The organism is Microcoleus sp. B6-A1 (assembly GCF_036705085.1).
GTDB lineage: Bacteria > Cyanobacteriota > Cyanobacteriia > Cyanobacteriales > Microcoleaceae > Microcoleus.
Window position 1 is genome coordinate 60,122 of the sequence record NZ_JAUBTU010000031.1, and the last position, 14,457, is coordinate 74,578.

Annotated in this window: 14 protein-coding genes; 7 read left to right on the forward strand and 7 right to left on the reverse strand. The window is 45.8% G+C overall.

Annotation, left to right across the window (positions count from 1 at the left end; genetic code table 11):
- Nucleotides 1–435: 435 nt before the first annotated feature.
- From QUB11_RS13875 to QUB11_RS13885, 4 genes are all read left to right on the forward strand, one after another.
- The gene (locus QUB11_RS13875; protein ID WP_333233091.1) at nt 436–1,167 is read left to right on the forward strand and encodes a cytochrome c biogenesis protein CcdA; all 732 of its coding nucleotides are present in this window, start codon (nt 436–438) and stop codon (nt 1,165–1,167) included.
- Between the two features lie 339 nt (nt 1,168–1,506).
- Entirely contained in the window at nt 1,507–2,919 is a 1,413-nt protein-coding gene (locus QUB11_RS13880; protein WP_333390884.1) for a cytochrome c biogenesis protein, read from the forward strand.
- 106 nt (nt 2,920–3,025) lie between these two features.
- Nucleotides 3,026–3,244: a DUF4258 domain-containing protein gene (locus QUB11_RS31285; RefSeq protein WP_445300786.1), complete on the forward strand. Its 219-nt coding sequence runs from the start codon at nt 3,026–3,028 to the stop codon at nt 3,242–3,244.
- Entirely contained in the window at nt 3,231–3,428 is a 198-nt protein-coding gene (locus QUB11_RS13885) for a DUF2283 domain-containing protein (protein WP_333203618.1), read from the forward strand. The genes QUB11_RS31285 and QUB11_RS13885 overlap by 14 nt, the downstream gene beginning before the upstream one ends.
- Before the next feature lie 37 nt (nt 3,429–3,465).
- Here the strand turns inward: QUB11_RS13885 and queF are convergent, their stop codons facing one another.
- Nucleotides 3,466–3,885, reverse strand: coding sequence for a preQ(1) synthase (gene queF, locus QUB11_RS13890; protein ID WP_006633986.1), 420 nt, complete (start codon nt 3,883–3,885; stop codon nt 3,466–3,468).
- A gap of 145 nt (nt 3,886–4,030) precedes the next feature.
- Between queF and QUB11_RS13895 the strand changes: the two genes are divergently transcribed.
- The gene (locus QUB11_RS13895; RefSeq protein ID WP_333203620.1) at nt 4,031–4,627 is read left to right on the forward strand and encodes a hypothetical protein; all 597 of its coding nucleotides are present in this window, start codon (nt 4,031–4,033) and stop codon (nt 4,625–4,627) included.
- Between the two features lie 84 nt (nt 4,628–4,711).
- Here QUB11_RS13895 and speD read toward each other — a convergent pair whose 3' ends face one another.
- The 6 genes from speD to QUB11_RS13925 form a co-directional block, all read right to left on the reverse strand.
- The gene (gene speD, locus QUB11_RS13900) at nt 4,712–5,134 is read right to left on the reverse strand and encodes an adenosylmethionine decarboxylase (protein WP_333203622.1); all 423 of its coding nucleotides are present in this window, start codon (nt 5,132–5,134) and stop codon (nt 4,712–4,714) included.
- 390 nt (nt 5,135–5,524) lie between these two features.
- Nucleotides 5,525–6,586: a pentapeptide repeat-containing protein gene (locus QUB11_RS13905; protein WP_333203626.1), complete on the reverse strand. Its 1,062-nt coding sequence runs from the start codon at nt 6,584–6,586 to the stop codon at nt 5,525–5,527.
- Between the two features lie 348 nt (nt 6,587–6,934).
- Nucleotides 6,935–7,075, reverse strand: coding sequence for a hypothetical protein (locus tag QUB11_RS13910; RefSeq protein ID WP_333203628.1), 141 nt, complete (start codon nt 7,073–7,075; stop codon nt 6,935–6,937).
- 998 nt (nt 7,076–8,073) lie between these two features.
- Entirely contained in the window at nt 8,074–9,291 is a 1,218-nt protein-coding gene (locus tag QUB11_RS13915) for a histidine kinase (protein ID WP_333203630.1), read from the reverse strand.
- Between the two features lie 398 nt (nt 9,292–9,689).
- Complete coding sequence (locus QUB11_RS13920) at nt 9,690–10,172, reverse strand: BON domain-containing protein (protein WP_333203632.1); 483 nt, start codon at nt 10,170–10,172, stop codon at nt 9,690–9,692.
- 494 nt (nt 10,173–10,666) lie between these two features.
- Nucleotides 10,667–11,221 (reverse strand): hypothetical protein, encoded by a 555-nt coding sequence (locus QUB11_RS13925; RefSeq protein ID WP_333203634.1) that lies wholly within the window; start codon nt 11,219–11,221, stop codon nt 10,667–10,669.
- Nucleotides 11,222–11,290: 69 nt separating this feature from the next.
- Between QUB11_RS13925 and QUB11_RS13930 the strand changes: the two genes are divergently transcribed.
- Together QUB11_RS13930 and QUB11_RS13935 are read left to right on the forward strand one after the other, a co-directional pair.
- Nucleotides 11,291–12,691: an S-layer homology domain-containing protein gene (locus QUB11_RS13930; protein WP_333203636.1), complete on the forward strand. Its 1,401-nt coding sequence runs from the start codon at nt 11,291–11,293 to the stop codon at nt 12,689–12,691.
- A 640-nt stretch (nt 12,692–13,331) separates the two neighbouring features.
- On the forward strand, nt 13,332–14,366 hold the full coding sequence (locus QUB11_RS13935) for a histidine kinase (RefSeq protein WP_333203638.1): 1,035 nt from the start codon (nt 13,332–13,334) through the stop codon (nt 14,364–14,366).
- Nucleotides 14,367–14,457: the final 91 nt, after the last annotated feature.

Genomic DNA, 14,457 nt, shown 5'->3' on the forward strand with positions numbered 1-14,457 from the left:
ACTTTTTTATCGGATACAGGTTTTTATTTCTCCACGGATGAATCCGGGGGCTTGTATCCTGGATGCTTGCGGTCAAGATATCAATTTAAACCAGGGTGCGATCGACCTTTTAACTCCCAACCAGTAAATATCGCTAAAATCTTAAATCTCAAACCGAACCTGCACGCATCTGTTACAATTTTCAACAAAGCCAGAACAGCCCCGAACCTGAAGTCGCCTGCCTAGGGGTACAAGCCCCCGACAGGAGTCGTCAAGAGCAAAAATATTAGATATTTAGTTTAAACTCCCAGATTCATCTGTAGAGTCTCTCTAAAATCTAAAATCTAACATCGCCTGTGGAGTCCATCTAAAATCTAAAATCTAAAATCGATGGGCTGTGGACTCAATCTAAAATTTAAAATCTAAAATCTAAAATCTAAAATCTAAAATCGACTGATGGAAACCCTGCAAACTCAACTTTACGAACTCGCACAATTTGCTAATAACTTAGTAAATACTCAACTGACAAACCTCAGTTTAGTCAGCGTCGGAGTCATCTTTCTGGCAGGGTTGCTAACGAGCTTAACGCCCTGTATGCTTTCAATGTTGCCGATCACGATCGGCTACATCGGTGGATACGAAGCAAAAAGTCGCCTACAAGCCGCCGCCCAGTCTGCGTGGTTTTCCCTGGGATTGGCCACTACCCTTGCGGGTTTAGGCATTGTAGCATCATTTGCCGGACAAGTTTACGGCAAAATTGGTCTGGGTTTGCCAATTCTTGTCAGCATTATTGCTATTCTAATGGGGCTGAATTTACTCGAAGCTTTACCCTTACAAATGCCGTCTTTCGATGCTGTGGGGTGGGTGCCGAAAGATTTGCCGGCGGGTGTGCGATCGTACTTATTGGGCTTAACTTTTGGTTTAGTAGCCTCTCCCTGCAGCACTCCGGTTTTAGCTACACTCTTAGCTTGGGTTTCCAAAACGGGAGATACAGTTTTAGGTGGTGTGTTGCTGCTGTTTTACGCTGCTGGCTACGTCGCTCCGCTGATTATAGCAGGTACTTTCACTGCTAGCATTAAAAAGTTGTTAGAATTACGTCGGTGGTCGAGTTGGATTACGCCTGTTAGCGGCGTTTTGCTAGTAGGATTTGGCGTTTTCTCTCTGCTTTCCCGCATCCTTCCCGCGTAACTTTCGTTCTCAGGACTTCAGTCCTTATTGAGAGATATAGCAATCACTATGGAATGCGTGAATTAAGTTTTTTTTAACGAACCGCGAAGACGCGTTAGGCGAAGCCGCGCGTAAGCGCTAGAACACGAAGGAAGAAAGAAAGAAAAGAGAAAGAATTCAAAATTGATTGAGACTTTTTCAATAAACATAATAATATTTTGTTCATCTTTTTTTTCCCTCCTTTCTCTTCCTTCTCCCTTCTTCCATCCGTTACATCCGTTACAAAATCCGTTGCCGAACTTGCTGACATCCGTTACATCCGTTACAAAATCCGTTGCCGAACTTCCTTCATAATTACCAATGACATCCAAAGAAGTGTTTCTATCAAAACTCTCAAGCTGGGCGACTGCCCCTCAAAAGTTTTTCAAGCGAGAAATCTTGCCGGTGCTCGCAGATTTGCGGCTGGCCATTATCTTGCTGCTGACGATCGCATTTTTCAGCATTTCCGGCACTGTCATCGAACAAGGCCAATCAGTACCCTTTTACCAATCTAACTATCCAGAACACCCTGCTTTGTTCGGCTTCCTAACTTGGAAAGTTGTGCTAATTGCAGGACTGGATCACGTATACCGTACTTGGTGGTTTTTGTCAATCCTAATTTTGTTCGGCAGCAGCTTAACAGCTTGTACATTTACCCGACAATTTCCCGCACTAAAAGCCGCCCGCCGCTGGAAATTTTATGAAGAACCAAAGCAGTTTGAAAAATTAGCTCTCAGTGCGGAATTAGAAACAGTTGCTTTAAGTTCGTTAGAACCACTTTTGCAGCAAAAAAACTACCGCATATTTCGAGAAGGCGAAAAAGTTTATGCCCGCAAGGGAATAATTGGCAAAATCGGCCCGATTATTGTTCACGCCAGTATGCTAATTATTTTAACTGGGTCGATATGGGGCGCAATGACGGGATTTCTCGGTCAAGAAATGGTTCCCAGTGGCGAAACATTTCAGGTGCAGAATATCCTGGATGCAGGGCCTTGGGCGGGGCCGCAAATACCGAAGGATTGGTCGATGCGAGTTAATCGGTTCTGGATTGATTATAGTCCGAGCGGTGCGATCGACCAATTTTACTCTGATCTGTCAGTTTTGGACAAAACAGGCCAAGAGGTCGATCGTAAAACCATTCACGTTAACGAGCCCCTCAGATACCGGGGAGTCACTTTTTATCAAGCAGATTGGGCAATAGCCGCCGTGCGAGTTCGCCTCAACAAAAGCCCGGTTTTACAATTGCCAATGGCTCAGTTAGACACCCAAGGTAAAGGTCGAATTTGGGGTGCTTGGATTCCAACAAAACCCGATTTGAGTGCGGGAGTTTCTTTGCTAGCAAAAGACTTGCAAGGAACGATGTTAGTGTACGGTACGGATGGCAAATTGTTAACTACAGTTCGCGCAGGAACGGCGGTGGAAGTTAACGGAGTCATGCTGACAATTGACGAAGTTGTAGGCAGTACGGGATTACAAATTAAAGCTGATCCGGGCATTCCGATCGTTTATACTGGCTTCGGGTTGCTGATGCTTAGTGTGCTGATGAGCTATCTGTCTCACTCGCAGATTTGGGCTTTGGAAAAGGACGGCAAACTATACGTCGGCGGCCGCACAAATCGCGCTCAGGTGACTTTTGAAAGAGAAGTTGTGGAGATTTTGGACAAGTTGGCAGAATCGAAACAAGAGGAAAAAAAGAGCGAAATAGCGCCGACTTCTCTAGCTAGTCAAAGCTAACCGTAGGGTGCGCTAGGCGCACCTTAAACCAGGTAAAAAACGGATAATTAAACAGGAAATAAATGTGATGAAAAGGATTGAGTTCAGTTAACACGCATTACTTAAAATAGAGGTTCTAGAAAGTCGCGGGCTTACAATATCAACAGATTTGATTTCTGAAACTATCAGAACCCCTAGTAAGTTAGAAGCAAGTGGTGAAGGAAAGTTTATTTGTCAACAGAGATTGAATGGACTTGTCCTAAGAGTAGTTTACCAAGAATATGATGATAAAATTTTAGTAATTACTGCTTATCCTGGTAAGAGGTCAAGATATGAAAAAGATTAGATATAGCCCTGATGTAGATGCGATGCTGATCGAAATTTCCGATGCCCCGATCGCCTATGCCGAAGAGGAAGGAAACATGATTCTGCACTATTCTAGCAGCGGAGAACTGGTGTTGATTGAAATATTAAATGTCAAACAATTTATGTCATTAGAATCTCTCTCCGATGAGATACCTGCCCGCTAAAACAGTTTAAGCGGGCGGACACTCACAGGGACTGCACCTACTTCTGATGCGACACCTCAATCACGGTGTGGACGTTCCCGCGTGGCGAAAAATCGCCCTTAATCGTCGCTTCCAGCGGCGCGCAAGCGGCCACAAAATCGTCTAAAATTTGATTGATCGATTCTTCGTGAGAAATGTAGCGATCGCGATAACTGTTAACGTACAGTTTCAGCGCTTTTAACTCTACCACCCGCTCGTCGGGCACGTAAGTAACGTGAATTGTCGCAAAATCGGGATAGCCAGAAAACGGACATTTGCAAGTAAACTCCGGCAACGTAATGTTAATCGAGTAGCGCCGCCCGACTCGCGGATTCGGGAAAGTAATTAACTCCCCTTCCAAAATCTGGCGCTCGCCGTATTTCATTTCTTCGGTGCTTGACTTTTGCGACATAGTTTGTTCCGGTGCGTAGTTGTTCATAGCGATCGACTAATAACTTGTAACATTAAATTAAATTTACCTTCAATATCTGTAACAAATATCTTGACGAATTGTGTTGCGATCGATCTAATTGCAAATACTCTCAGGCTAAACTAAAACAAGTTCACCCTCGCCATCTACAATTATGCAAAATACTACCTTATCTGACAATACTTCCCCTGAAAACTCAAATAGTTACTCTCCATCGGTACCAATTTCCCTCTATCGAGAAGTCACGGCAGAGCTGCAAGCAGCCCAAGCGATGGTGGACTCCCTCAAAACCCACAATCAGCAATTAGTCCAACAAAATCAACAACTGCGGCGAGAAGTAGAAACAGTAGTTCAAGTATCCCAACAGTTACAGCAAGTAGTCAACTCGGCTCAGAGCGTCACCCAGACAGGGATGCCTCAAATGCCGTCAGTCAAATTCAATTTCAGCGTTCAACCTCCGCCCCCAACACCTGCAACCTCGCAGACTAACTCTGCCATACCTCAACCACCTCAGACAGTGGCTTTCCCCTTCCCACTACCGGAACCGGAGCCAACAGCCTCCCCGATGCCGCAGCCACTTCCAGACAAATTATTTACAGAGGTGCCGGAAACTCCTTACCGTGTGCGATCACAACTCAAAAAAACCTCAGATTTAAGCGGATTGTGGTTGGCGATCGCGATTTTTCTGATTGTGATTGCAGCTTTCGGTGCAGGTTATTTAGTTGTCCGCCCTTTATTAATGAAAAAGTAAATTCCAACAAGAATCCCACGACTCCAGCCGTGGGATTTTAAACAAAACCTAGCATAAAATGTTGAAAGTTACGCTAATTGGCTATCATCCTCTGGCGGCACTCGTTTCTACTGTACGAGGCGCATACTGCTCTTCACAAGCAGATTCTAGGATGCCCACCCCGGGCTCGAAACCGCGCGTGAACTCAGTGAGTTTTACCTGTTTAGCTTCCAAAGCTGTCTGTAGCACCTTCATGGCTCGGTGAGGGTCGCCGGCTCCGCAGAAAAATAAGTCTGCTGCAAAATAACCGTGTTCAGGCCAAGTATGGATTGCTATATGGGACTCTGCCAAAGTAGCAGTAGCTGTCACTCCGTGAGGACTAAACTGGTGTACGCACAAATCGATGAGAGTAGCTCCTCCGGCTTCGATCGCATCGAGAATAGCGCGGCGGATACGTTCAGGATCGTTGAGCAGGTCTCCAGGAGACTGCCAAGCATCAGCGACCAGATGGGTTCCCAATTGTTTCATTCTGCGGGGTTTTACCTCTATTGATTTTTAAGTCTCAAACCTTTTAATGTTAGCACGGTGTCCATAAATTTTCAAGTAAATTCCCAAAATATTTCCCAAATAGCGATGAGCGCGAGGATACCGGGTTTTTTGGGGCGCTTTGGCCCTGACCGAGTGCAGGTTGAGTTCGATTGGAGTTCGATCGGGGCGATCGATGTTTCGTGCATTTCCTGCCAAAATCGGCTTTCCGTAGAATGGGGTTAAAGCTCAACCGCCTTAATCAGCTCCGGGCGATGGAGAGGCGAGAAACCCGGAAGGGCCGGCACTCTGGGCACCGCCCATACAAAAATCGGGTTTCTCGGTGTTCGGTTTTGTTGAGATTGACCTACTTAATTATGGTTAATCAACTGATCAATCCCGGCTGTGAGTAGCTCCATTCGGCAAAATCGCCCCGCCCAAAGCGGCTTCATTCAAATTATCAACATTCAAGCTCGCCCCAATCAAATTAGCCTCGGACAAATTAGTTCCTGTCAAATTCGCCCCTGTCAGAGAACTCAGCAGCAAACCCGCGCCCGACAAATTGGCGTGACTCAAATTCGCCCCCCGCAAATCCGCTTCCAGCAAGCTAGCACCTGACAAATTCGCACCGCTCAAATTAGCTCCCCGCAAAGAAGCTTTGTTCAAATTCGCAGCCCTCAAATCAGCATTGTGCAGAATCAAACCATTCAAATTTGCTTTACTCAAATTAGCTCCCTGCAAGTCGGCACCGCTCAAATTAGAGCCATTTAGATTGGCTGATTGCAAGTCAGCACCGCTCAAGTCAGCACCGCTCAAATTAGCAGCGCAAATAGAAGCCTCCCGCAGACTTGCTTCGCTCAAAGAAGCCCCAACCAAATTGACGCCGCTGAGATTTCCGCGATTGAGATAAGCCCGAGTTAAAGTTGCTCCGCTCAGGTTCGCCCCGTTCAAATCTACCTCGCTGAGAATCGCTCTAGTCAGATTTGCTCTGCTTAAATCAACCCCGCTCATAATTGCTCGGCTCAGCGTCGCCCCGCTCAAATTAGCCTCAGTTAGTTTTGAGCCGCTTAGCAAACAAGCTCCTACTAAACTCGCTCCCGTCATCACAGCTTTGCTCAAGTCAGCCTGAGACAATATTGCTCCGCTGAGATTTGCCCCGCTAAAATCTGCGGCGATCGCCACAGTTCCAGTTAAACTAGAACTTCCGAGGTTAGCTTCAATTAATTTCGCCTTAGACAAATTAGCCCCGCTCAAGTCGGCGCCGTTTAAATTAGCTCCAATTAGTTTGCTTCTAATTAAGTTGGCACCTTTCAAATTAGCGTTGCTCAAATTTGTTCGACTGAGATTAGCTTCACTCAAATGAGCTGCAATGAGGTTAGTACCTCGAAAATCTCGTTCCCCGTTTCTATGTCTAATTAAAAGTTCATCGGCACTTAAAAGTTCAGTGAAATTCATAAAAAAATTGAGTGAGTTTCCTTAATTTCTCGATGTTCTATGTTGTCTGAAAATTTGTACTATCGTGTTTGGCAGTAACTTGTTACAACAATACTGCCACATTAACAATTGTCAAAACTGCTTGATTCCTAGCATCACCCTGCTCACCTAGTTATAACTTACGAAAAACCCGGTTTCTCGTAAAGAATCTGGGTGTTTTCAGCGCGGAAGTCATGAAGAAACCGAGTTTCTCGCCCCGTGTAAGCCCTGTAAGCCTTATTTTTCTAGTAATTAGTTGGCGGTTGATGTTAGTTGTTAATGGTTAGTTGTATTTATACTAACTGCTAATCACTAAGTATTACCTGCTAACTATTTACCAAAATACCGAGAAGTTGTCGATCGACCTTGACAAGATCGATCCAATATTTGGGGTATTGCTGGCGGCATCCGCGCCGCATTCTGACCGGAAAAATTGCTGGTACTGGCGATCGAATTTATTCGTGCAATCAAGAAACAAGATATCGGAGCTTCAACCCCAAATGCCTTCTACATAAGTGCCTTCTATCTTCGATCGCCCATGAAAGCAGAGCTCGGTCAGCTCAGCTAATTTCACCTCCCCCCACTGGGCTGCGCGCCAGTGAAATCCAACAGGAAGGCTGTTTCCCTCGGAGTGCTGAGCGAGTCGCAGGCCAAGCAAACAATACGCTGCCCTGAGCCTGAGATTTCGCGAAAAAAGACGCCGCGAGCCATTGTGCTCCCGCGCTGCTGTGCTTGCTGTCAATCTTTACTCGATCCATGAGCGCTTGCGGTTCTAATTAACAGAACACCGGACACCAGACGCGCTCCCGGACATAAAAGCTGTTCCTGGGCTTCTCAAATGTTTCGCTGAGGCATTCCCAGAAAAACTGTATTCCTGTAGCAGGTCTTGCCAACGGCAATTCGGCTGCTACAGCCAACTAATGACCGGCCTAAGTCTTGCCCGAAGGCTCCGACAATTATTACTATTCTAATATTTGCCGACCACCGCAGGCATTTCTGGGCGCGCGGGACGGGCTACTTCACCTGTATAAGTTGGTGAAATTACCCACCCCATAATTAAAGATAGTCGCTCTTTGACTAACTGGGCAATATCTGCTGTAATTTATGTCATCAAATTTGATAATACTGCGGGGTGGGCAATCGAGCTGTAGTGAGTGTTACAGAGTAAAAAAACACTGCCAATTTAGGGTATAAAAATTAAGGGAGCCGATCGATCCTCCTGCCCAAAGCCCAGATCACGGACTGGGCCCCTAATCAAAATTAAACTTTTGACAGGTGGCTTTTTTAAGTTTCCAGAACAAAACAAAAGCCGGCTTTCAGAGAAAAAGCCGACTTTTGAGATAATTTTACCGACGAAGCGTAAAACCGCTAGCTCGCCCCTGTTGGTTGGCTCGCTTTCCACAATCCGATCGCGCGAGTGCAACTACTGTGCAGAAACTAGAAACAATACCCAAACAAACTCTCAATTATTAAATCAGAGGGCGGCCGGTAGTGCCATAAGTTGGATCGTAAACACCAGCGGTAGTATCAACGCCCGGAGTGCCAGGTGCGCCGTAATCAGCGCGAGCACTATCGACGCTGGGATTATAGTCGTAGGTGTTCCAATGTTGAATACCTCCGCGGCTCAAAATGGTTTCAGCTTTAGCGACTTCTGCTTCGCTGCCGTCAACCAGTACCAAGTAATCTCCTCTCGCCACGCGATCGTTGTATGCTTTAGCTTCCTCTTCGGGAATTCCCATACCGACTAAAGCTCCGATCAAGCCGCCTGCTGCCGCACCCAAAGCCGTACCGGCTAGTGTAGTGGCGATCGCCGTAGCTGAGGCTCCTGCCAGCATAATCGGCCCGATTCCCGGAATTGCCACTAGGCCCAGACCTACCAACAAACCTGTCAAACCGCCCAAAGTACCACCTGTGAGTGCGCCCTTTGTGGCCCCTTCATCGGATTTGTTGTCCGCGCTGTCGTGCACGTCAATGCCTGCGATGTCGCCTTTAGACTCAGCATCCTTAGCGATCACCGAAACCCGATTCATGTCGAAACCGGCAGTTCTCAGTTCTCCCAGTGCGTGTTCCGTCTCGCGGCGGGTTGAAAATACTCCCACGGCGCGCTTCTGGCGACCCGAAGCTCTGCGGCCAGTGTCTGCAGGCACATCGTAAATGCCCCAATCCTGAATGCCCCGCACGGTCATAATTCCTTCGGCTGTGGCAAGTTCGGCATCTGTTCCTTCTACGAATACCAAATATTCTCCGCGCGAGACGCGATCGTTATAAGCTTTAGCTTTATCTTCGGGAACTCCCAAACCGACCAAACCGCCTACCAAACCGCCGGCTGCCGCCCCAATCGCGCCTCCGATTACAGTATCTGCCAGCAGAGTTGCGATCGCACCCCCCGCCATCACCGGGCCAACTCCCGGAATCGCTAGCGCTCCAATGCTTCCGAGTAACCCAATCAAACCACCCGTCACGACTCCCGCTGTCGCGCCTGCTTTTGCACCGCCGCCCACTTTGTCGTCGGTACCCTTACCAGTACCAGTGCTAGCGCCCGCAATTTCGCTGCGATCGAGATTTTCGCCAACTACCGAAACTTTATTCATCGGAAACCCGGTACTTTGCAGCTCCATCAGGGCTAGTTCCGTATCTCGGTAATTAGAAAATGCTCCTACAGCTCGCTTGTGTTGACCTAAAGCCATTTTTTTTCTCCTGAAAAATATACTACTTTTACACAACCACAGAATTTATGCTCTGCCATCAATCACATTTAGTCATTTTTTCCCAGCAATTTTCATCGGTCGGTGGGAATAACTTCCCGCTCTATCTTCAGGTTGGTTTCCCACTAATTCTCCGGGATGAGAAATCGGAAATTGGGAAGGGAAAGTTGCAGGTATTGCGCGAGTTTTGAGTGCGTCAATTTAAAATTCAATTTAAACTCTTTCACTTAAAACCCCGCGCTCCCTAGAGAGTTACCTAAGCGTTGCGAGCCCCTCCGAAAGCAATCTTACAATGCCCAACTTTACCGTCTTCCCTCAGACTTCTCTCCTAGATAACTACATCCTTCTTCCTTCTTTCCCTCGGAATTCTTCCTGCTAATTTATTGATTGCTGCTAGGCGATGCAGGTGCAGCGGGGGCGACAACAGCCGTAACATTCACATCTTTGACACCCTTAATCTCTTTAGCTAGCGGCTCAATTTTAGCTAAATCAGTTTGATTGGGAACTGTGCCACCTACGGTGACAAGCCCATCTTTTGCCTCAACAGTTAGCTGACCTTTAGTGATGTTTACTTCTAACTTAGACCGCACTTCACTTTGCAGGTCGCTATCAGCTCTGATGGCATCGCCACCCGTCACATTGTTGCGCTGTTCTCTGGCCCTGATATCAGAATTTGCTTGGTTTTGGCGAATCTGGCTAGTGGCGTCACCCTGAGTTTCTTGAACTGTACCGGCTGCGGGTGGGCTGCTGGTATTTCCTGTGGCAGAATTAGGAGCATCAGCGCTAGTTTTAGCCCCGTCGCTGCAAGCAGCACCTCCAAATAATAGGATGCCGCTGAGGAGAATTGGTGTTAGTTTGTTCATAATAGGTTAATACCCTCCGGGTAAGCTTTCAATGAGGCTGACTTGGTTGAGCCAGATGGGAGCCAGATGGAGCAAGACAGCATATTTAGTTTGTGCTTTCTGGTTTGTGCTTTCTGGTTTGTGCTTTCTGCGCTTTAAAAATCCTTATATTAAATATATAAACTTCAGCAAGTATCTACATCGCTCCACGGGTGTAAAATTTATCTATGTCGTTAGATAGAGTACAAAAAATAAAATAAGGTCTTAAGTCAAATTTAGCGTAATTTAGTTCTGACCACATTATTACTCAGAAACCAGTTTGAACCCGCCTTTTTTGTTCCCCAGGCAAATATTTTCCTAGACACCAAGTTGAAAAGCGTAAGTTTTATTAATAAATTTGCTCGCCACTCCCAACTAATTTTTCTCTCTTCCCTGCAACCTGTAGCTTATTCCCTCAACATTTATGCGTTAAATCTGTTAAATTCCCTACACAACTCATTGTAAAACTTCCTGCTTCAAAACAAACGAAAAGAGTCGAGAAATTTTTGAGCATTTTCTGGTTCTGGGGTAGTGGCAACCAGCCCGTAAACGCGCGTTTCCACCAAAAAAACTTGACCTACACCTATAGGTTCCGTGGGAGAAAGCGGCTGAAACTCAAATTCTTTTCCGGGATAGCCTCCGAGGGAAATATCCCGCACTTGCAAGACTTTAGCATTCGCTGCCACGACGAAAAAATCAACGGCATTATTTAAAGTAATTCTGATATTATTGATATTATTGTTCCTCAGCCGAAAATCAAGGTCAAAGTATTGAAGCAAATAAGTTTCTTTGTTTTTTAAGTTTGATCGGTATGTATGAGCAATAATTTGATTTGAAAAAGTTTCAGAATTAATTTTGGGATTTGCGGGCATATCGATCGCAAACTGACCCATCGCCGAGCAAAATGGCTGCCACTCTGGCGTCTGAATGGCTGTCCGCAGCGGGGATGGTTGAGATGCAGCGGGACGGGCAAACTTGACAGGGTATGAAAGTAATGTAGCAGTAACTAGAAGTAAATACAGAAATTTCATTTGGGTAAAAATTATATATGCCCGATCGATCTGCGCTAGCCTAGAAATATATCCGCAAAGGGGGGATTTATGCTGAATATTATATTTACTCAACGGCGAGGCAACTCTCAAGGCCGATCTAAAATCACTAAAACCAATAAAACCAATATACTCGCTGCTGTAAATACTTGGCTGGCTGTGTGTCTACTGGCTGCTGTCACAGGTTGTGCAAACAGCCCCAACAGCAAGGCACTCGAAGAATCATTAGCCGCCGATCCGAAATTAAAACAAAATCCAGTAGTTTTCTCTTCCCCGCCACCAGCGACAGCTATTGAGACAAACTCTACCGCCAAACTTCCTCCCGATTTCCCGACAGAGATTCCACTCTATCCTAATGCTGAGTTAATCGAAGTTAGTGGGGAAACAGATCCGTCGCCAAAAAATGTGCGGCTGCGCTGGGAAAGCACAGATCCTGTTAATTCCGTTGGGAACTTTTACTCTACAGAGTTTGGGCGTCGCAACTGGGAAATAGTCAGCCGCCCCACCGCCGAGGGACAAGGTTCTTTGGTAGCAACGCGAGATAATTTGCGGGTAACAGTGTCGCTTTCTCCTACTCAGAAAGTAGGAGGTTCTACAGAATTTGCGATCGACTACAGCAAAGAAAGCCCAGAAATTGCCGCCAGTCCCCAACCTAACAATTCCGAGTCTAGCGCATCTCCAACCGCTTCACCAACTCCCTCTAATTCAGAGGGAACTACTCCAACACCATCCGCCTCACCCAAATCAGCAAACGTTAGCCAACTAGACACCCAAATTCCTCAACAGTTGCGACAGTTTGTGGCAGATTTAAGTCAGTTGGAAGTGCTGAAAGTGCGAACTACAGAAAGCGCTAATTTAGAAACTGCCAGCAGTTTAGCCAAACCCAACAAAATTGTCACTCGCCGCGAATACGCCCGCTGGTTAGTAGCAGCTAACAATCAGATTTATGCTAGCCGTCAAGCCAAACAAATTAGATTAGCAGTAGACTCTAGCGAACCAGCTTTTTCTGACGTACCCAAAACTGATCCCGATTTTTCAGCAATTCAAGGTTTAGCAGAAGCCGGTGTAATTCCGAGTTCGCTTTCTGGAGAAACTAAAGATGTGAAATTTCGCCCGGATGCACCTTTAACTCGCGAAACAATGATTCTCTGGAAAGTGCCTTTAGATAGTCGTCAAGTTTTGCCGACAGCTAACATTGACGGGGTGAAAGAAAAGTGGGGTTTTCAAGATGCTTCTAAGATTGATTCCCAGGCGTCGCGGGCAGTTTTAGCTGATTTTAACAATGGAGATTTGGCGAATATTCGCCGGGTTTTTGGTTTTACTACTCTGTTTCAGCCGAAGAAATCAGTCACTCGTGCCGAAGCAGCTGCTAGTTTGTGGTATTTTGGCGTTCAAGATCAGGGATTGTCTGCTAAAGATGCCCTGGAAGCAAAGTCTCAACCTGTTGAGTAGAGTTGTTTGGCGTGGTTAAAAGTTTTGAACACACCATCTAGTTAGCCAAAACAAAGAAACCGGGTTTTTTCTCTGTCGCCAAACCCGGTTTCTGCGTCCAAGACTGACGAAATTTTACCAAGTTTCGACATCGGCGTGCGATCGGCCACCACAAAAATTGCAGCTTGAGTTTCTAGGATTTCTGTGAATATGGCTGACCCAGAAACCGACTTTTATCTACGAAAATGCCCAATACAACGCGAGGCATATCCGCTGAAAAACCTTGTTTCTTTAATTCCTATGGGCGAGTCATCGTAAAAAATTATTCCATAAATTATACATCGGCTTTTCTGTCCTTGTGGCCTACCCTAGGGGATAGATTTTTTTTTAATCTTAATTTCTGTATCCTGGCATACAACCGCTGCATTTGGCGGGCAAATTTTCTACATATTTTAACTAATATCGTTTCCGGTTGTATCGGAATGATTTAACCGCAGAGGGCGCAGAGAACGCAGAGGGAGAGAATACAGAGAGGAATAATTCCGATGCTACCGGATTTGATATAACACTTTCTTCAAAACTCTCAGTAGGATTCCGGATGGCTTAGCGGCCTTAACGATAAATGAAAAACAGTGTTTGAGCTCTTGGAGAGCATTTTTTAATGTACGATATTACCTTATTTACCCCGCAAGACATGGCGAAATGCAGCTTAGTCCTGCGCCATTTAGGTAGAAATACTGCTAGTATGGAAGCCAGCAGCCAGAAGATTGTTAACTATATTTACCGACATTTTTGCGATTCGCAAACTGGAGAAAATACCTGTGCCTTAGTGCGTTTGTTCAAAACTCATCCCTACGGGGAATTAGAAGACTCATTGCAACAATCCGCGCGCCGCTTGATGAAGGGCAATTCCCCCGCCGCCGACATGAAATGTTGGACTCTGCTAGCAGCCGCAGGCACAGAACCTCAGTGGAATTCTCGGCACACAGCAGCAGAAAATACAGCTATTCCATTAGTTAGCACCAAATTAGTGGCTCAAATGCCGGCGATTTCGGAAATAATCCGGCAGTTTGGTTTAGACATTCCTACATTCCTCGGAATTGAGCGAGAAAGGTTCCTGCAATTAGAGCCCGCTGTATTAAATATTTTTCACGTATCAGAGGCAAAAGGCAGCCCCTTTATTCCTGAGCAAAATTCTTTAATTATCCCCTACCAAGTCAAGTCGGTATTGGGATTTGGGGGACTTCTGCCGTCAGGAAGTGTGTTTGCGGTAGTGATGTTCCTGAAAGTTAAAATTCCCCAAAGCACGGCTGAAATGTTTAAAGATTTGGCACTTAGTGTCAAAACTGCATTATCCATGCCCGAAAAAAAAAGTGTTTTTGACTATTCAGAAACTTCTAAAATTTTTGTTACTAATAACAATCTTGCCGAAACCCAATTACTTGAATATCAAGTGGCTAATCTGATTCAATTGCTGGACTTTTCAGAACAAGAAATGCTCAGACAAGCCGCTCGGTTTCAAGAGACAATTGACAATTTACAGCGCGAACTTGCTGAGTACAAAAATAAGGAAGAAGCTTTCAAAGTAAGCCAAAATTCATTTACAGGCATCCTCAATATTCCCAAAGATGCTATTGTGCGCGTAGAGGAAAATCAAGGAATGCAGCGTTTTAATCAAGGGGAAGAACAAATTTAAACCAAGCTCTGTGTTTAGGAATGAGAATTAAATAACTTCCACTCTTGAAAGTGGGATGGGCGTCCCGCCCGTCCTTTTTGGACGGGCGGGA

Bases quoted from the DNA above. Each gene is read 5' to 3' on its own strand.
- QUB11_RS13905 (WP_333203626.1), bottom strand. From the start codon at position 6,586: ATGAATTTCACTGAACTTTTAAGTGCCGATGAACTTTTAATTAGACAT.
- QUB11_RS13875 (WP_333233091.1), top strand. From the start codon at position 436: ATGGAAACCCTGCAAACTCAACTTTACGAACTCGCACAATTTGCTAAT.
- QUB11_RS13925 (WP_333203634.1), bottom strand. From the start codon at position 11,221: ATGAAATTTCTGTATTTACTTCTAGTTACTGCTACATTACTTTCATAC.
- QUB11_RS13880 (WP_333390884.1), top strand. From the start codon at position 1,507: ATGACATCCAAAGAAGTGTTTCTATCAAAACTCTCAAGCTGGGCGACT.
- QUB11_RS13935 (WP_333203638.1), top strand. From the start codon at position 13,332: ATGTACGATATTACCTTATTTACCCCGCAAGACATGGCGAAATGCAGC.
- speD (WP_333203622.1), bottom strand. From the start codon at position 5,134: ATGAAACAATTGGGAACCCATCTGGTCGCTGATGCTTGGCAGTCTCCT.
- QUB11_RS13895 (WP_333203620.1), top strand. From the start codon at position 4,031: ATGCAAAATACTACCTTATCTGACAATACTTCCCCTGAAAACTCAAAT.
- QUB11_RS13930 (WP_333203636.1), top strand. From the start codon at position 11,291: ATGCTGAATATTATATTTACTCAACGGCGAGGCAACTCTCAAGGCCGA.
- queF (WP_006633986.1), bottom strand. From the start codon at position 3,885: ATGAACAACTACGCACCGGAACAAACTATGTCGCAAAAGTCAAGCACC.
- QUB11_RS13885 (WP_333203618.1), top strand. From the start codon at position 3,231: ATGAAAAAGATTAGATATAGCCCTGATGTAGATGCGATGCTGATCGAA.
- QUB11_RS13920 (WP_333203632.1), bottom strand. From the start codon at position 10,172: ATGAACAAACTAACACCAATTCTCCTCAGCGGCATCCTATTATTTGGA.
- QUB11_RS13915 (WP_333203630.1), bottom strand. From the start codon at position 9,291: ATGGCTTTAGGTCAACACAAGCGAGCTGTAGGAGCATTTTCTAATTAC.